Origin of the sequence: Salinirubellus litoreus, from assembly GCF_037335815.1 — an archaeon.
GTDB lineage: Archaea > Halobacteriota > Halobacteria > Halobacteriales > Haloarculaceae > Salinirubellus > Salinirubellus litoreus.
This window is the reverse complement of sequence record NZ_CP147841.1, coordinates 1,719,930-1,737,810: the sequence shown is the minus strand read 5'-3', so window position 1 is coordinate 1,737,810 and position 17,881 is coordinate 1,719,930. Positions and strand designations below refer to the sequence as shown.

Genomic DNA, 17,881 nt, shown 5'->3' with positions numbered 1-17,881 from the left:
ATGTCGTCCACGGAGCCCGGGGCGTCCCCGTTACGCGACACTCTCTCGATACTGCACGATGGGAGCAGGGCCAGAGTGCTGCACGTCGACGACGAGCCGAACTTCTGTGACCTCGTCGCGTTCTATCTCGAACGGGAGGGGGACTCGATCGAGGTGCTCACCGAGCACAGCGCCGAGGCCGGGCTGGAACGGCTGAATACCGAACGGGTCGACTGCGTGGTCAGCGACTACGATATGCCGGGAACGGACGGGCTGGAGTTCCTCGAAGCGGTCCGGTCGGAGCATCCCGACCTCCCGTTCATCCTCTTCACGGGCAAGGGGAGCGAGGAGATCGCGAGCGATGCCATCTCGGCCGGTGTCACCGATTACATCCAGAAGCGGGGCGGCGCCGAGCAGTACTCGGTGCTCGCCAACCGCATCGAGAACACGGTGCGCCGGCGGGCCGTCGAACGGGAGATCAGGCGCGGCTTCCGGGCGATCGAGACCGCACGGGAGGGGATATCGTTCCTCGACGAACACGGCAGGTTCATCTACGTCAACCAGGCCTACGCGGACATCTACGGCTACGACCGCGAGGAGCTGATCGGCGAGTACTGGGCGGTACTCTACCCCGAGGAGGACGTGGACCGCGTTTCGGAGGAAATCCTCCCCGCGGTCCCCGTGCAGGGGCGCTGGACGGGCGAGAGCGTCCACCTCACCAGGGACGGGACGCGGCTGGTCGTCGACCACGCCCTCGCGTACACCGAGGACGGGACGCTGCTCTGTCTCGTCCGGGACGTCACCGAGGAGCGAGAGACCGAGCGGACGCTCGCACGGGAGCGCGAGCGCTTCGAGCTGTTCGTCGACGCCGTCGAGGAGTACGCCATATTCACCCTCGACACCGAGGGGTACGTCACGAGCTGGAACCGTGGAGCCGAACGCCTGAAGGGGTACGACCGGGAGGAGATCCTCGGCGAACACTTCTCGATATTCTACCCCGAAGAACGGATCGAGGCGGGCGACCACGAGGAATTCCTGGCGGAAGCGCTCGCCGAGGGGAGCGTCGAGGACCGGGGCCGGCGCGTCCGGAAGGACGGGTCGACCTTCCGGGCCGACGTGGTCATCACGGCGGTGTTCGACGAGGACGACCGGCACTGCGGCTTCGTCAAGGTCACCCGCGACGAGACCGACCGGTCCCGGGAACGCGAACCGGAGTGAATCGCCCGGAGCGGTATCACCCAGGGACGCTCGAATCCGACGACGTGAGCGGTTCGCATCGCGTCTTCGGTGGTAGAAGTGCGACCTACCGAAACTTCGAGACGAAACCCTCCGAATCCCCGTCCGGCACCTATCAGGTACGGTGTCAATGTCTGACGCAGATTTATGAGTCGGGAGGCCGGTCACCACCGTATGAGCGGCAACCGCGTGGAGGAGCTCGAGGCACGAGTGCGCGAGCTACAGGCCACCGTCGACGGGTTGACCGACGAACTGCTCGAGACCAAAGAGCGCCTCCGGGTGATCGAGGAGGAGGTCGATCCCGACCTCGACCCGGACATCATCGAGGGGCAGCTCCCCTCGGGCCCGGAGACCCAGACCGCCAACGGCGCGAAGGGCTCGAACGGCGCGAACGGCACGTCGACCCCGCAGGACGATCAGGCCCCCGAGGAGGGGGCAGCCGACGGGGATAAGGCCGACGAGGGCGAGGAAGGGGACACGGACTCCGCGGACGACATCATCGTCGCCTGACCGCGGGGCCCACCACGAGCGCCCCATGCACATAAAAGAGCTCGTCCTGGACGACTTCAAGAGCTTCGGCCGGAAGACCAGAATCCCGTTCTACGACGACTTTACTACTATAAGCGGTCCGAACGGCTCGGGAAAGTCGAACATCATCGACGCGGTGCTGTTCGCGCTCGGGCTGGCCCGGACGTCGGGCATCCGCGCGGAGAAGCTCACCGACCTCATCTACAACCCCGGGCACGACGACGAGGAGCGGGAGTTCCAGGGCGAACGCGAGGCGTCCGTCGAGGTCGTCCTCGACAACGCCGACCGCACGCTCGAACGCTCGCAGGTCGTGAGCGCCGCGGGGACCGACAAGGTGGGCGACGTCGACGAGATAACCATCCGTCGGCGGGTGAAACAGACCGACGAGGACACCTACTACTCCTACTACTACCTCAACGACCGGTCGGTGAACCTCACGGACGTCCGGGACCTGCTCGAACAGGCCGGCGTCACGCCCGAGGGGTACAACGTCGTGATGCAGGGTGACGTCACCGAGATCATCACGAAGACGCCGCTCCGTCGACGGGAGATAATCGACGAGATCGCGGGCGTCGCGGCGTTCGACGCCAAGAAGGAGGACGCCTTCGAGGAGCTCGAGGTCGTCGAGGATCGCATCGAGGAGGCCGACCTCCGGATCGGGGAGAAGGAGGGGCGGCTGGAACAGCTCGAGGACGAGCGGGAGACGGCGCTCGAGTACCAGGGGCTCCGCGAGGAGAAGGAGGAGTTCGAGGGGCACCTGAAGGCCGCCGAACTCGAGGACAAACGATCGGACCTCGAATCGGCCCGCGAGGGGATAGCCTCGAAGGAGTCCGACCTCTCGGACCTCCAGCGCGAACTCGACGAGCGACAGGGGAAGGTCACGCGCCTGGAGGAGGACCTGGAGGACCTGAACGCGGAGATCGAGCGCAAGGGCGAGGACGAACAGCTCGAGATCAAGCGCGAGATCGAGGAGGTCAAGGGCGAGATCGGCCGGCTCGAGGACCGCATCGCGAGTACCGAAGAGCGGATCGAGGACGCGGAGAACAAGCGCCGACAGGCATTCGTCCAGATCGACCGCAAGCAGGAGACGGTCGACGATCTCCAGGGTCGAATACGGAACACGAAGGTCCGGAAGGCGGACCTCAAGGCGGACCTGGAGGAGAAGCGTAAGGAACTCGAGGGAGTCGAGGCCGAGATCGAGGCCGTCGACACGGAGTACGAGAGCGTCCGCGACGAGCTCGAGGAGCGCCGCGAGCGGCTCTCGGAGCTGAAGGACGCGAAGAACGACCTCCAGCGCGAGCAGGACCGCCTGCTCGACGAAGCCCGTCGACGGACCAACGAGCAGCGCGAGAAGGAGGCGGAGATCGAGGAGGCCGAGGCGAGGATCCCCGAGATCGAGGCCGACGTCGCCGACCTCGAGGCCGAACTGGAGAAGGTCGAGACGAACCGCGAGACGATCACGGGGGTCGTCGAGGACCTCAAGGCGGAGAAGCGCGAGCTCTCGGAACGGCTCGACGAGCTCGACGACGAGATCAGCGCGAAACAGCAGGAGTACGCCGAGCTCGAGGCTCGCGCGGGCGAATCCGGCGACACTTCGTACGGTCGGGCGGTCACGACCGTTTTGAATAGTGACCTCGACGGCGTTCACGGGACCGTCGGCCAGCTCGGCGGCGTCGATCCCGAGTACGCGACGGCGTGTGAGACCGCCGCCGGCGGGCGGCTCGCACACGTCGTCGTCGAGGACGACGGCGTCGGCCAGCGGGGGATCGAGTACCTCAAACAGCGCAACGCCGGACGGGCGACGTTCCTCCCGATGACGAAGATGCAGTCGCGTGGGCTGGGATCACTTCCCGACCACGAGGGCGTGATCGGTTTCGCGTACAACCTGGTCGACTTCGACCCGAAGTACGCCGACGTGTTCTCGTACGTCCTCGGCGACACGGTGGTCGTCGACGAGATCGAAACTGCGAGGGAGCTGATGGGTCGACATCGACTCGTGACGCTCGACGGTGACCTCGTCGAGAAGTCGGGTGCGATGACCGGCGGTTCCTCGTCGGGCTCGCGCTACTCCTTCTCGAAGTCCGGGAAGGGCCAGCTCGAGCGGGTCGCCGAGCGCATCCACCAGCTGGAGGACGAGCGCAGCGACGTCCGCGAGGAACTGCGTGGCGTCGAGGACCGACTGGAGGACGCCCGCGACCGGCAGTCCGACGCGGCCGACCAGGTACGCGACGTCGAGTCGTCGATCGAGCGCAAGGAGGCGGAGAAGGTCGAACTGGAGGAACGTATCGACCGGCTCCGCGAGGAGCTCGCCGACATCGAGGACGAACGCGAGGAGGTGTCCGAGCGGATGGACGAGATCGAGGCCGAGATCGCCGAACGGGACGCCGAGATCGACGAGGAGCAGGCGGCGATCGAGGAGCTCCAGTGCGAGCTCAAGGAGTCGGACATCCCCGAACTCACCGAGCGCGCCGAGGAGATCCGCACCGAGATCGACGAGATCGAAACGGAGATGGACGATCTCGACGGGGAGCTGAACGAGCTCGGCCTGGAGAAGCAGTACGCCGAGGAGGCCATCGAGGAGCTCCACGACGAGATCGAGGCCGCGCAGAACCGGAAGGCCGAGGCTGAGGGGACGATCGACGAGCTCGAATCGAAGATCGAGGAGCGCGAGGCGACCCTGGAGGCAAAGCGCGATCAGGTCGCCGACCTCGAGGAGGAACTCGCCGAGCTGAAGGGCGAGCGCGAGGAGCTCAAGGCCGAACTGCGCGAGGCTCGCGAGGCCCGCGACGAGTGGAAGCGCCGGGTCACGGACGTCGAGGACGAACTCGACGAGCTTCGAAGCACGGCCAGCCGGCTGGAGTGGGAGGTCGACGAACTGGCCTCGCAGGTCGGCGACTACGACCCCGAGGAGATCCGGGACCTCTCGTACGTGAAGGGCCAGATCACGAAGCTCGAGAACCGGATGGCCGAACTCGAGCCGGTGAACATGCTCGCCATCGACGAGTACGACCGCGTCGAGGACGAACTCGAGGACCTCCAGGAGAAGAAGGGAACGCTGGTCGAGGAGGCGGCGGGGATCCGCGAGCGCATCGAGCAGTACGAGGAGCGCAAGAAGGAGGTGTTCATGGAGGCGTTCGAGGGGATCGACGAGCACTTCCGGCGCATCTTCGCCAAGCTCTCGAACGGGTCGGGCGAACTCCATCTAGAAAACGAGGACGACCCGTTCGACGGCGGGCTGACGATGAAGGCCCAGCCGGCGGACAAACCGGTCCAGCGCCTCGACGCGATGAGCGGCGGCGAGAAGTCGCTGACCGCGCTCGCGTTCATCTTCGCCATCCAACGGTTCAATCCGGCCCCGTTCTACGCGCTCGACGAGGTGGACGCGTTCCTCGACGCGGCGAACGCCGAACTCGTCGGGGAGCTCGTCGACGACCTGGCGAGCGACGCGCAGTTCATCGTCGTCTCGCATCGCTCTGCCCTGCTCGAACGCTCCGAGCGGGCCATCGGCGTCACGATGCAGGGGAACAACGTGAGCGCGGTCACCGGCATCGACCTCTCGATGGAGGGGGTGGTCGCCGATGACTAGCGGGTCACGTAGCGACCCGGAGAAGTCGAGCGGGGAACGGAGTGACCCGCGAGACACGCGTAGCGACCCGGAGAAGTTGGGCAGGGAGGATAGCGAGACCGACCGCAAGGAGGCCTCGGAAACCCGATCGGCGAGCGGAGCGAGCCGTGAGGAGCGGACCGATGACCCGCGAGACGGGGAGAATAGCGACTCGGAGGGATCGGCCTCCGAGACGAACGGGAAGCCCGACGACGACGATATCCCCCTGAACATCGCGGGCCACGAGTCGCGGAACCGCGAGGGCGTGGCCGAGAACGACCGCGACGATGGCGAGGACGGGGAGTCGCTCATCACGGACCTCTCGGGCGAGGGTGCGCCGGCGGCGATGGAGATGGAGACAGACGACGACGAGGTGGAACCGGTCGAGCTACTGGTGAACCTCGCCGACGACGGCGACATCGACCCCTGGGACATCGACATCGTGGCGGTGACGGACAAGTTCCTCGACCGGCTGGACGGGGCGGACCTCCGGACGGGCGGTCGGGCGCTGTTCTACGCCTCCGTGCTGCTGCGGATGAAGTCCGACCACCTGCTCGAGGAGCCCGACGAGTTCGAGGAGCCCGCGGAGGGGATGGACGGGTTCGAGGAGTTCGACGGCCCGGCGGTCGACCCGTTCGACGAGCTGGAGCGGGAGATGGACCGGCGGCTCGAGCGCAAGCGGGCCCGCGGGATGCCACAGACGCTCGACGAACTCGTCCGCGAGCTCCGCGAGCGCGAGCGCGAGTCGTTCTGGAAGGCCCACCGGACCTACGACACGAGCGACTCCCCGCACGGCTACTCCAGAGGGACCCAGACGCTGGACTACCGGGGGGCCGACGACTTCCGGATGGACGACGAGCCGACCGTCGCCGACGTCACGGGTACGGCCCACGACGAGGACATGGAGACGACGATCAACGAGGTGTACACGGGCCTCCGCGAGCAGTACGAGAAGGGTCGGACGGAGGTGCTGTTCGCCGAGATACGGGAGTCGGGCGGCTCGACCGTCGAGACGTTCCTGGGGCTGCTCTTCCTCGCCCACCGGGGGCAGGTCCGGCTCCAGCAGGACGAGCTGTTCGGCGACCTCTGGGTGCAGGACCCCGGCGCGGTCGCGGACGGGCAGGAGGCGCTGGCCGACGGCGGCCGCGCCGACGAGCGGGGAGGCGACGGGTCGTAGACCGAAACGCGGCCCCGGACCGGGACACGTGTTGTCGGAGCAACTACTTCGCGGCGCTTCGCGTACGGAAGTCATGACCGCGGTTCCCGCGACCCGTCCGGCGGAGAGCGTTCCCGCTCCGTCGACCGACGGGCCGTTCGACGCGCTGTACGACCGGGCGGTGGCCGAACTCCTCGACGTCCCCGTCGAGGAGACGTGGGTCGAGACGCGGGCCGGTCGGACGCACGTCCTGCTGGCCGGCGACCCCGACGCGCCGCCGGTGCTCGTCCTCCAGGGCAGCAACGTCACCAATCCGGTCACGCTGTCGTGGGTCCAGGGCCTCGCCGACGAGTACCGACTGGTCGCGCCGGACACGCCCGGGGAGCCGGGGAAGAGCGCGGCCGTGGCCCCGGGAGCGTACGGCCCGTGGGTCGTCGACGTCCTCGACGCGCTCGGGCTGGAGGCGGTCGCGATGGTCGGGGCCTCGCACGGTGCAGGCGTCCTGCTGGAGGCGGCGGCCGAGGCACCGGAGCGGATCTCGGCGGCCGTCCTCGTCGTCCCCGCGGGGTTCGGGACGCCCCTCTCGCCGGCGCTGGCGCGGGTGGTCCTCCCGTCGCTCGCCTATCGGTTCTACCCGCGGGAGTGGCTCCTGGAGCGGGCGCTGGCTCCGATGTTCACCGACCGGCCGAGCGCCGTCGAGAGCGTGGTGCTGGAGACGGTCGGACTGGCGCTCCGGACCGGCGACCTCGAGGCCGAGTTCCCCGGTCCCGACGGTCCGGACGACCTCGGGGGGTTCGACGCGCCGACGCTCGTCGTCACGGCGGAAGGCGACCCGTTCTTCCCGGGCGAACGGACCGCGGAGCGGGCCGCCGCGTGGCTCCCTTCGCTGGCGGAGTCGGTCCTGCTGGCCGGCGAACGGCACTTCCTCTCGCCACGCGGGCGGCGGACGGTGACCAGGTACGCACGCTCGTTCCTGTCGGAGCACTACACGGGCGACGTCGGCCGGATTACGACGACCACCGTCGCGTCCGGGTCGAGTGCGGCGCGCCGATGAGGTGGTCCCGGGTCGCCGGACTGTGAACGCCGTCCGTCGGCACAGGGGAGTGGAGGACCGGAGGTCCGATACCGAGGGCACCGACCGCCGGCAGCCGGATCTCGGAGAACGGAACTGCGACCTACGACAGCACCACGGCCAGCGACACCGCGATGAGCAGCGCGTTGAACAGGCCGTGGGCCAGCACCACTACGGTGAGATTCCGGGTGTGCTCGTAGATCGCACCGAAGACGACCGAGGTGATAGCGATGCTGAGGAGCGAGAGGCCGACGCCGGCCGAGATGACCTCCGAGCCGCCCCACCAGTAGGTCGCGACGTGTGCGAGCGCGAACCCGACGGAGGTGACTCCGATGGCGGCGACCGGCCCGAAGGTCTCGCGGAGCCGACCCTGGACGACCCCGCGGAACAGGAGTTCCTCCGCCGGGGCGATCAGCACGAGCACGGAGACGAACGCGAGCGAGTAGACCAGCACGGGGTTCGCCGCGGCGACGCTGTCGAGCCCATTGGTCGCACCCCCGACCCCGAGGACCGAGCCGACCATCGAGAGGACGACGCCCGCGAGGAGGGGGGCGACGATACCGACTCCGACCCAGCCGAGTTGCCGGCGCGAGGGCCGCCGGACGGGGACGGCGATCGGGTGGCCCCGGAGGTACGCGAACGCGAGAACGAACAGGAACAGCGTCGAGAGCGTGCCGCCCACGGCGAAGGTGAGCAGGAAGTCCTCGCCGTAAACCGCGGCCTGGACGAGGCGGAACGTCTCGAGGACGGCGACCCCGCCGACGACCGCGGCGCCGAGCAGCCCGCTGGCGACGAGCAGCGTCCGGAGGCGGCCCCCGTCGGTCGTCGTCGGGGCTGGAGCGAGGGTTTCGGCGGTGGTTCGAGTTGCCATACCCGGCAGGACGTCAATGGAGGATATATTTGCTCGCAGAACGGGATTTCTGTCCGTCATAGCATGGCACGCATTCGGGCCACCACTGGAGGGTAGCCCAGCCTGCTCCCGTCGAGAAGGAGGAACGTCACTACAGTGGGAGACAGGAATGGGCTCGCGAGCGCAAGGAGAAACGCGGACCCGTCACGCAGTAAGTAGCGGCCCTCGTACCGTGTACCGAAGCCGATGACGACGGGGAGCCGGAAGGGACGTGACGAGGTACCGAGAGCCGCGTGTCCCGGGAGGGACCGTTCAGAGCACACTCAGGAGGGCGATGGCGAACAGCGTCCCGTTGAACAGCGAGTGTATCAGGGCCGGTATCGCGAGGTTGCCGGTGTGTTCGTAGACGGTGCCGAGGACGACGGAGGTGACGGCGGTGCCGAACAGCGCGAAGCCGAGCCCGAGCGAGACGAGTTCGGTGCCGCCGAACACGAACGCGAGGTAGTGGCCGAGCCCGAACAGCACCGAGGTGAGGCCGATGGCCCCGACGGGCCCGAAGGACTCGCGGAGCCGCCCCTGGACGACACCCCGGAACAGGAGCTCCTCGACCGGGCCGACGAGGAGGAGGACCATCACGAGCCCGCCGCCGTAGACGAGCACGGGGTCCTGTGCGGCGGCCCGGCTCACGAAGTGGCTCACCGGTTCGGCCCCGAGCGCCGCGCCGAGCGACTGGACGAGGACGGCGAGGACCAGCGCGAACACGGTCGTGCCGGCGACCAGGGCCAGTTCGCGGAGCGTCGGCCATCGGACGGGGATCGTCACCGGTCGGAACCGGAGGTAGAGGAGCGCGACCAGGCCCATGAAGGCGGCGTGGACCGACCCGCTGACGAGGTACGTGACGGCGAGTTCGCCGCCGTATCCGAGGGCGGCCTGGAGGGGTTCGACGCCGACCAGTATCGGGATGGTGCCGACGAGGGCGACGGCCGAGAGGACGGCGCCGGTCAGGACGGCCCGCGAGCGGGTCGTCGGGACGGCGGTCGCCTGGGGTCCGGTTCCGGGCAGTTCGGTGGTGGTCTCTGTTGCCATGCACGGCGGAACGCCGGTATCGGATATATCTTCTCGCAGAACGGGATTTCTGTCCGTCATAGCATGGCAGGCCCCAGCCCGCCGACGGGACCGTGCTCCGCCTCAACGCCGCTGGAGCCCCTCGCGGGGTCGTCCGGGGTCGACTGACGGTACAGTCAAGTGACGTCTCGCCGGACGCCCACACATGGAGGGTGACACCGGGACGGACGACGAGGGTGAGGATGAGGGCATCACCGTCGAACGGCAGTCACCGGAGGCCGCGTTCGCCCTGCTCGGCGACGAGACGCGCGTCGGGATACTGCAGGCGCTCGGCGAGACCCCCGACGAATCCATGCCGTTCGCCGAACTCCAGGGCCGGGTCGGGATGCGCGATAGCGGGGGGTTCAACTACCACCTCGGGAAGCTCCGGGGGTCGTTCGTCCGCCGGACGGACGAGGGGTACGAACTGACCTACGCGGGCCGGCAGGTCGTCGGGGCCATCCACGGGGGGACCTACACCGCGAACGCGACCGTCGAGACCATCCCGGTCGAGGGGGAGTGTCCGGTGTGCGGGGGTGGCCTCGTCGCCGAGTACGCCGAGGAGACGGCGCGGATGAGCTGTACCGAGTGCGAGGAGTGGCGCAACGAGTTCGGCTTCCCGCCGGGGAGCCTCGACCAGTTCAGCAAGCAGGAGCTCCCGCTCGCGTTCGACCGGTGGATACAGCACGTCTTCGGCGGGATACTCGCGGGGTTCTGCTACACCTGTGCGGGCCGCATGGAGGGACGACTCGTGCGCGACGAGGGGGACGAGCGGGTGGCGGGGATGCCCGCCCACGCCGAGTTCGCGTGCGGCCGGTGCGGGAGCACGGCACGGGCCTCGGCGGCGATGCCCGCGATGTTCCACCCCGGGGTGCAGGGGTTCCTCTTCGAGCACGGGTTCGACCCGTCGACCGAACCCTCTTGGGCGCTCGGGGACGCCTCGCTCCCCGACGTCTCGCTGCGGTCGACCGACCCGCTCCGGCTGACGGTCAGGTTCGAGGCCGGGAGCGAGTCGGTGACGGCGGTCGTCGAGTCGGACGCGAGCGTCAGTGCGGTCGAGCGCGACGCCGGCGGGACCTGACCCGGCCCAGGAGTCCGCCCGGTCCGGCGCGGGACAACCGTTAACCCCCGAGACGGGTTACACCGGGTATGCGGGTCGAGGTCCGCGGCGAGGCGTACGAGTTCGACGGCTGGCGGGTGTTCCGGCTGTACGCGCTCCTCGCTATGGTCCTCCTACTGGGAGCCGTGCTCTACCTCCGGACGACCGGCTCCGGGTCGTCCGTCTTCACCTCGATCCCGGCGATGGTCGTCTACCTGCTGGTCACCTGGGGGCTGCTGCTCTCGAAGGGGAGACCGGGATTCCTCGATCGGTTCGGACGGGAGGACGAGCGAGATCAGAGGTAGTCGCCGAGCAGCGTCCCGTACCGCTCGCGCGCCTCGGCGTCGACGCTCCCGGGATCGGTGGCGACCGCGCCGTCGAGCGCGGAGCCACAGTCACACTCGCGTTGCTCGGGCATCGCCTCGACGGCTCGCTCGACCACCTCCTTTATGTTCGTCTCGTTGGCGAGGGCGTTCTCGACGACCTCCTCCTGGGTGACTTCGGCACCTTCCTTCCAGACGTCGAAGTCGGTCACGCCGGCGACGGTCGCGTAGCAGAGTTCGGCCTCGCGGGCGAGTTTGGCCTCCGGGACGGCAGTCATCCCCACGACGTCGAACCCCTGGTCGCGGTAGAACTCGCTCTCGGCGACGGTCGAGAACTGCGGGCCCTCGATGCAGACGTAGGTGCCGCCGCGCTCGCAGTCGACGTCGACGCCCGCCGCCGAGGCCGTGAGGTGCTCGACCATGTGGGGACAGTACGGCTGGCCGAACGCCGCGTGGACGACCACGCCCTCGTCGAAGAACGTGTACGGCCGGTCCCTCGTCCGATCGAACAGCTGGTCGGGCACGAGGAGCGTCCGGGGCGGAAGGTCCTCCCGGAGGCTTCCGACGGCGTTCGAGGAGAGCACCCGCTCACAGCCCAGCGACTTGAGCGCGTGGAGGTTCGCACGGTAGGGCGTCGTCGTCGGGGAGAACTCGTGATCCCGGCCGTGTCGCGGGAGGAAGGCGATCTCGGTCCCGTCGAGCGCACCGACCGTCACCGGTGCGGCGGGGTCACCGAACGGCGTCGACACCGCAACCTCGGACTCGTTCTCGAGATCGAGCGCCTCGTAGATGCCGCTCCCGCCGACGAAACCGATGGGCATACGCGGGGGTCTACGGCCGGGGACTTATACTGTCGGTCGGTGACCGGGGGGCCGACCGGGGATCGTCTCCGGTAGCCAGTGGAAAGCTCCGGGATCCTCGGGCGTTCGCCGTCGGTCGACGACGGCCGAGCCCGTCCCGTGACTCCCCCACCGTTCATATGTAATCTGAAAGGTTACGTGGTGTGGTTGCCATGTGAACATCGATGAGCGTCATCCTCGAGTTCACGATCGACGACGAGAACTTCTCCTTCGGACGGATCCTCGACCGACCGCCGGGGATGCACCTGGAGCTGGAACGGGTGGTTCCGACGGGGGAGATAGTGATGCCGTACGTGTGGGCGACCGGCGGCGACCACGAGGTCTTCGAGGAGCAGGTGCGTGCGAACTCCGCGGTCGTGGAGCTCCTGGCGCTCGACCGGATCGACGACAGGGTCCTCTACCGGATCGAGTGGGCGACGCGACCGACGGATCTGCTCGAGGCGATCGCCGAGGCCGGCGGGGTGGTCCTGGAGGCGGAGGGAGACGACCGGTGGGCGTTCCGACTTCGGTTCGTCGATCACGACGGGCTCTCGACGTTCCACAACTTCGTCCTCGAACACAGCCTCCCCCTCCACGTCGATCGAACCTACACGTTGAGCGAGGAGACCGACCACGGCCAGCAGTTCGGACTCACACAGACCCAGCGCGAGGCGCTCGTCCTCGCCACCGAGCGCGGGTACTTCGACGTCCCGAGCGGGACGACCCTCGACGAACTGGCGGAGGAGCTCGGCATCACCAGGCAGGCACTCTCCGAACGGATACGTCGCGGCAACGGGACGGTCCTCCGGGAGGTACTGCTCTCCTCCGCGGGCGACTTCGAGTGAGTGCCCTCGCGCCACACGAGGAACCCCCGACGGTCGATCCGGGCCGGGGCCCACGCCGATCGAATGACGCAACTCTTATGTGCAGATGCGTGCGTTAGTGCACACTAATGGACACTGAAGGAGAGCTCGCGCCGGCGGTCACCGCCATCCTGGAGAGCGCGCGTGAGCGCGAGGGCCGCGGCGAGCGGGTGACGGTGTCCGAGGCGCGGTCGCTCCCGGACGCGCTCGCGGCGGCCGAACGGGACGGACGCGTGCCGCTGATCGCGGAGGTGAAACCGACGAGTCCGACCACCGACGGCGAGCGGGGCGACGACCCCGTCGAACTCGTCCGGGAGATGGTCGCCGGCGGGGCGGCCGCGCTGTCGGTGCTCACGGAGCCGGATCACTTCGGCGGGTCGCCCGACTCGCTCCGACGGGTCCGCGAGGCCGTCGACGTCCCCGTCCTCCGGAAGGACTTCCTCCTCTCGGAGGGCCAGCTGGACGTCGTCGAGAGCGACGTCGTGCTGCTCATCGCGCGGTTCCTCGGGGACGACCTCGCGCCGATGCTCACCGCGGCCCGCGAGCGGGGTTTCCAGGCGCTCGTCGAGGTCCACACCCGCGAGGAACTCCACACGGCGCTCGAGGCGGGCGCGGATATCGTCGGAGTGAACAACCGCGACCTCGCACGACTGGAGGTCGATCTCGGGACGTTCGAGCGGGTGATCGGGAGCGCTCGCGAGCGGGAAGCGGAGGGCATCCCCGAGGACGTCACCCTGATAGCGGAGAGCGGGATAGCTACCCCGGAGGACGCCGCCCGGATGCGTCGGGCGGGGGCCGACGGCCTCCTCGTCGGGTCGGCGATCATGGACGGTGACGTGCGAGCGAACACCGAGCGGCTCTCGACGCCGCTCGATCCCGAAGAGGAGGGGGGCGGGAGCGCGGACACGGACGCGGATGCGGACGGAGGTACCTGACATGAGCGAGACAGACAGGACACGACGGACGGACGGGAAGTTCGGCGACTACGGTGGCCAGTACGTGCCCGAGGCGCTGATGCCGGCCATCGAGGAGCTGACCGACGCCTACGAGCGGTACGTGCTCGACAACGAGGACGGGTTCATGGACGAGTTCCGCGAGCGGCTCCGGGACTTCGGCGGTCGTCCCACCCCCTTACAGCGGGCGGACAACCTCTCGGAGCGGTACGGGATCGACGTCTACCTCAAGCGGGAGGACCTGCTCCACGGCGGGGCACACAAGCTCAACAACGCACTCGGGCAGTGCCTCCTGGCGAAGTACATGGGCAAGGAGCGGATCATCGCCGAGACGGGTGCCGGCCAGCACGGGACGGCGACGGCGATGGCCGCCGCGCACCTCGACCTGCCCTGCGAGGTGTACATGGGCCGGCGCGACATCAACCGCCAGCGACCCAACGTCTTCCGGATGCGTATCAACGGTTCTGCGGTCCGACCCGTCGACGTCGGCCGCGGGACGCTCAAGGAGGCGATCAGCGAGACGATGCGCGACTGGGCGGGGAGCGTCGAGACGACCCACTACGTCATCGGCTCGATCGTCGGACCCCACCCGTTCCCGTCGATGGTCCGTGACTTCCAGCGGGTCGTGAGCGAGGAGAGCCGCCGACAGATACGGGAGAAGACGGGCGAACTCCCGGACGCGGTGCTGGCGTGTGCGGGCGGCGGGTCGAACACGATGGGCATCTTCGCCGACTTCGTCGACGATCCGGTAGAGCTCTACGCCGTCGAGGCCGGGGGCTCCTCGCTGACGGTGGACGAGGAGGAGGGGGTCGCCCCGAACTCGGCGTCGCTCTCGACCGGAAGCGAGGGCGTGCTCCACGGCGCACGGACGAAGCTCCTGCAGGACCGCGACGGACAGATCATGGAGTCACACTCGGTCTCCTCGGGGCTGGACTACGCGGGCGTCGGCCCGGAACTGGCGCACCTCGTCGACCAGGGGAGGGTCAAAGCGGTCAACGTCGACGACGACGCCGCACTCGAGGCCTTCCACCGACTCTCACAGGAGGAGGGGATCATCCCGGCCCTGGAGAGCGCCCACGCGCTCGCCTACCTGGAGGAGACGGACCCGACCGATCTCGGCGAGTCGGTGGTCGTCAACCTCTCCGGGCGCGGGGACAAGGACCTCGAGGCGGCCATCGAGGAGACCGATCGGCGGGACATCCCGAACGCGCCCGAGATGGAGGTCTTCGAGTGATCCGGAGTTCGAACTCGCGGATCGCGGAGGCGTTCGCCGACGGCCCGGCGTTCGTCCCGTACATCGCCGCGGGCGACCCGAGCTACGATGCCTCGCTCGCGTACGCACGGGCGTTGATCGACGGGGGCGCGGACGTGCTCGAACTGGGCCTGCCGTTCTCCGAACCGATCGCGGAGGGACCGACCATCCAGAGCGCCATCGTCCGGTCGCTCGAAGGGGGGATGACCCCCGACCGGTTCTTCGAGTTCGTCGAGGACCTCGACTCGCCGGTGCCGGTGGTCTGTATGACCTACTACAATCTCCTCTACCAGTACCGAGACGAGGAGGCCCGGCGGGACTCGAAGGACGCGAGCGGGGAGGCCGCGAGCGAGAAGGGGCCGGAACCGTTCGTCCGCCGCGCGGCGGAGGCGGGTATCGACGGGTTCGTCGTCCCGGACCTGCCCGCCGAGGAGGCCGGGCCGCTCCGCGAGGCGTGCGACGAGCACGGCCTCGACCTGATCTCCATCGTCGCGCCCACGACCACGGAATCCCGTCTCGAACGGCTCCTCGGGCTCTCCTCGGGGTACGTCTACGTCCAGGCGAGGCTCGGCGTGACGGGGGCACGGGCGGACGTCTCGGATCGGACGACCGAGTCGCTGGCCCGGCTCTCGGAGTCGTCGCTCCCGAAGGCCGTCGGGTTCGGCATCTCGACGGGCGAACAGGCGGCCTCGGTGGTCGAGGCCGGCGCGGACGGGATCATCGTCGGGTCGGCGCTCGTCGACATCGTCGCCGAAGGCCACGAGGCGGACGACCCGGTCGAGGAGACCGCGGCCAGGCTCCGCGAGAAAGCCCGCGAACTCAAGGACGGCGCGGTCGCCGGCACGCAACGGCGGCCGGAACCGGAACGCAAATGAGGACACCTGTCACAGAGTGACACACCCATGACCGCAGGGACGGCAGCACGGCTGGAGCGCATCGGGACAGGGGGGAAGTACGTCATCATCCCCATGGACCACGGGATCACGATGGGGGCGGTGAAGGGGCTGAAGGACATCGACTCGACCGTCGACGCGGTGACCCGCGGCGGGGCCGACGCCGTCCTCACACAGAAGGGGATCGCGCCCCGGGTCCACCCGAACAAGAACGGTGCGGGCTACATCGTCCACGTCAACGCCTCGACGACCATCGGCCCGGACGCGAACGACAAGCGCGTGACGTGTACCGTCGAGGAAGCGGTGCGAGCGGGTGCGGATGCCGTCTCCTTCCACATCAACGTCGGCTCCGACCACGAGCCGCGGCAGATCGAGGGCCTCGCCGAACTCACCGACGACGCCTCCCGGCTCGGGATCCCGGTCCTCGCCATGGCGTACGCCCGGGGACCGGGGGTCGACGGGTCGGATCCCGAGTCGCTCGGCCACGCGGTCAGGCTCGCCGAGGAGCTGGGTGCCGACCTCGTGAAGACGGGCTACTCCGGCGACGCCGACTCGTTCGAGCACGTCGTCGAGTCGACCCGGCTCCCCGTCGTTATCGCCGGCGGGTCGAAGGGGACCGACCGCGAGACCGTCGAAGCGGTGCGGGGGGCCATGGACGCGGGCGGTGCCGGTGTCTCGATGGGGCGGTCGGTGTTCCAGCACGACGACCCCGAGGCCATCGCCCGCGCCGTCTCGGGCGTCGTCCACGACGACCTCCCGGTCGAGGAGGCGCTCCGGGAGGCCGGACTCGTCGTCGAGGCCTGAGGCCCTCACCGTCGAGGCCTGATCGGCCTCGCTGTCGGGGTCGTCGACCCCGCCTGGAGGGTCCGATAGGACGTCCCTCCCCTGATCCCTCGTCGGCCGACGTGGATCGGTCCCGTTTTCACCCCCGAATCCCGGTGACGTGACGGCGAAACCCGCCGGAAGCGTTAACACGGTCCGCGCTGACGATCCACCTACACGAGTGGAGTTATCATGGCACAGACACTCATCCTGAGCACGCTCCTGACCGGCGCGCTGGTGCTGGCGGTCGTACTGGTCGCGGTGCGGTGGATCGACTGGCAGGCCTACACGCCCGACGCGCCGGGCGGTCGGGATCTGGTCTCGCGGGCAGCCGGGAACCAGTCCGTCTGGATCGCGGGGTTCCTGCTCCTGCTGGTCGTGTTCGGCGGTGGGGCGGTCGTGTTCGTCGCCGGCGGCCTCCCCGAGGAGACGGTGAACGCGATCGGACTGGTCCTGGGGGTCGCCACGGCGGCCGTGGTCGGCGGGTACCTCTTCTACGGGACGTACGCGTCCGCGCGGGGCCGCGGCCGACCGTCGTCGGTGGCCGTCGCCGAGGGGTCGACCCTCGTCGGGACGCTGTTCCTCCTCGTCATCACCGCCAAGCTCGTCTTCCTCACCTGAGATGTCGACGGGCGTCGTCCGGGAGCTCGCACCTCGACCGCTCCTTCCCGACCGGCGGATCTGGGCCGGACTCCTCGCCGTCGAGGCGCTCTGGGTCCTCGCTCACTTCGCGCTCACGCCCGCGACCGTGACCGACCCCCGGTACGTCCTCTACCCGTTCGTCTGGATCAACGCCGGGCTGTACGCCGTCTGGCGCGTCGAACCGTCGGGGGCGGGCGACGGCCTCCGACGGCTGGCGGACTTCGCGGGGGCCGGGTACTTCCTGGTCCTCGCCTGGCTCTCGGGGCTGCTGGCCGTCTACGGTCCCGATCACGCCCACGACCACCTCCACGGCTGGCAGTTCACCCCCGCGACACCCGGGTGGGGACCCCGGATCGCCTACGTCGGCGACTGGTTCCACGTCTACTTCGTCCCCTACCGGGTGGTCGGCTACCTCGCGCTAGCATATCTCCTCTGGGTCGCGGTGCGGGACCTCTCGGCGCGAACCCTCACGGGGGTGCTCGGCGTGGCGACCTGTATCGGCTGTTCGTTCCCGCTCCTGGTGTCGCTGGTTGGTGCCGTCGGGGTCGGCGGCGCGGGACTGGCGAGCGTCTCCGCGCTCTCGCTCGACCTCTCGACGGCGGCGTTCCTCGTTGCCGTGGGCGTGTTCGTGTGGCGACCGGGCCGTCGGGAGGGGGGTGACTGAGC

At 69.0% G+C, this 17,881-nt stretch carries 17 protein-coding genes; 14 read left to right on the top strand and 3 right to left on the bottom strand.

Annotation, left to right across the window (positions count from 1 at the left end):
* From WDJ58_RS08475 to WDJ58_RS08455, 5 genes are all read left to right on the top strand, one after another.
* Complete coding sequence (locus WDJ58_RS08475; protein ID WP_338917239.1) at positions 1-1,197, top strand: PAS domain S-box protein; 1,197 nt, start codon at positions 1-3, stop codon at positions 1,195-1,197.
* Between the two features lie 192 nt (positions 1,198-1,389).
* On the top strand, positions 1,390-1,725 hold the full coding sequence (locus WDJ58_RS08470; protein WP_338917238.1) for a DUF7518 family protein: 336 nt from the start codon (positions 1,390-1,392) through the stop codon (positions 1,723-1,725).
* A 25-nt stretch (positions 1,726-1,750) separates the two neighbouring features.
* Positions 1,751-5,329, top strand: a complete 3,579-nt coding sequence (gene smc, locus WDJ58_RS08465; RefSeq protein ID WP_338917237.1) for a chromosome segregation protein SMC — start codon at positions 1,751-1,753, stop codon at positions 5,327-5,329.
* Entirely contained in the window at positions 5,322-6,524 is a 1,203-nt protein-coding gene (locus WDJ58_RS08460) for a segregation/condensation protein A (protein WP_338917236.1), read from the top strand. Before smc ends, WDJ58_RS08460 begins: the two co-directional genes overlap by 8 nt.
* Before the next feature lie 73 nt (positions 6,525-6,597).
* Positions 6,598-7,557 (top strand): alpha/beta fold hydrolase, encoded by a 960-nt coding sequence (locus WDJ58_RS08455; protein ID WP_338917235.1) that lies wholly within the window; start codon positions 6,598-6,600, stop codon positions 7,555-7,557.
* A 121-nt stretch (positions 7,558-7,678) separates the two neighbouring features.
* On the opposite strand, the gene WDJ58_RS08450 is transcribed toward WDJ58_RS08455, so the two are convergent.
* Positions 7,679-8,446: a CPBP family intramembrane glutamic endopeptidase gene (locus WDJ58_RS08450; RefSeq protein ID WP_338917234.1), complete on the bottom strand. Its 768-nt coding sequence runs from the start codon at positions 8,444-8,446 to the stop codon at positions 7,679-7,681.
* Positions 8,447-8,737: 291 nt separating this feature from the next.
* Positions 8,738-9,511, bottom strand: coding sequence for a CPBP family intramembrane glutamic endopeptidase (locus WDJ58_RS08445; protein ID WP_338917233.1), 774 nt, complete (start codon positions 9,509-9,511; stop codon positions 8,738-8,740).
* Positions 9,512-9,695: 184 nt separating this feature from the next.
* On the opposite strand from WDJ58_RS08445, the gene WDJ58_RS08440 reads away from it, so the two are divergent.
* Together WDJ58_RS08440 and WDJ58_RS08435 are read left to right on the top strand one after the other, a co-directional pair.
* Positions 9,696-10,610 carry an ArsR/SmtB family transcription factor gene (locus WDJ58_RS08440; protein WP_338917232.1) on the top strand — a complete coding sequence of 305 codons (915 nt, stop codon included), beginning with the start codon at positions 9,696-9,698 and terminating at the stop codon, positions 10,608-10,610.
* Between the two features lie 68 nt (positions 10,611-10,678).
* Positions 10,679-10,933, top strand: coding sequence for a hypothetical protein (locus WDJ58_RS08435; protein WP_338917231.1), 255 nt, complete (start codon positions 10,679-10,681; stop codon positions 10,931-10,933).
* Here WDJ58_RS08435 and mtnP read toward each other — a convergent pair.
* A complete protein-coding gene (mtnP, locus tag WDJ58_RS08430; protein ID WP_338917230.1) occupies positions 10,924-11,772 on the bottom strand; it encodes an S-methyl-5'-thioadenosine phosphorylase in 849 nt (282 codons plus the stop codon). The two genes, WDJ58_RS08435 and mtnP, sit on opposite strands and share 10 nt — an antisense overlap.
* Before the next feature lie 203 nt (positions 11,773-11,975).
* Between mtnP and WDJ58_RS08425 the strand changes: the two genes are divergently transcribed.
* The 7 genes from WDJ58_RS08425 to WDJ58_RS08395 all read left to right on the top strand — a co-directional run bounded on the left by WDJ58_RS08425 (position 11,976) and on the right by WDJ58_RS08395 (position 17,879).
* Entirely contained in the window at positions 11,976-12,635 is a 660-nt protein-coding gene (locus WDJ58_RS08425; protein WP_338917229.1) for a helix-turn-helix domain-containing protein, read from the top strand.
* A gap of 107 nt (positions 12,636-12,742) precedes the next feature.
* Positions 12,743-13,588 carry an indole-3-glycerol phosphate synthase gene (gene trpC, locus WDJ58_RS08420; protein WP_338917228.1) on the top strand — a complete coding sequence of 282 codons (846 nt, stop codon included), beginning with the start codon at positions 12,743-12,745 and terminating at the stop codon, positions 13,586-13,588.
* Position 13,589: 1 nt separating this feature from the next.
* Positions 13,590-14,840 carry a tryptophan synthase subunit beta gene (gene trpB / locus WDJ58_RS08415; RefSeq protein ID WP_338917227.1) on the top strand — a complete coding sequence of 417 codons (1,251 nt, stop codon included), beginning with the start codon at positions 13,590-13,592 and terminating at the stop codon, positions 14,838-14,840.
* Entirely contained in the window at positions 14,837-15,733 is an 897-nt protein-coding gene (trpA, locus tag WDJ58_RS08410) for a tryptophan synthase subunit alpha (protein ID WP_380660522.1), read from the top strand. The genes trpB and trpA overlap by 4 nt, the downstream gene beginning before the upstream one ends.
* 27 nt (positions 15,734-15,760) lie before the next feature.
* The gene (locus tag WDJ58_RS08405) at positions 15,761-16,555 is read left to right on the top strand and encodes a 2-amino-3,7-dideoxy-D-threo-hept-6-ulosonate synthase (RefSeq protein ID WP_338917226.1); all 795 of its coding nucleotides are present in this window, start codon (positions 15,761-15,763) and stop codon (positions 16,553-16,555) included.
* A 210-nt stretch (positions 16,556-16,765) separates the two neighbouring features.
* Positions 16,766-17,194, top strand: a complete 429-nt coding sequence (locus WDJ58_RS08400) for a hypothetical protein (protein ID WP_338917225.1) — start codon at positions 16,766-16,768, stop codon at positions 17,192-17,194.
* A gap of 1 nt (position 17,195) precedes the next feature.
* Positions 17,196-17,879 (top strand): DUF7546 family protein, encoded by a 684-nt coding sequence (locus tag WDJ58_RS08395; protein WP_338917224.1) that lies wholly within the window; start codon positions 17,196-17,198, stop codon positions 17,877-17,879.
* Positions 17,880-17,881: the final 2 nt, after the last annotated feature.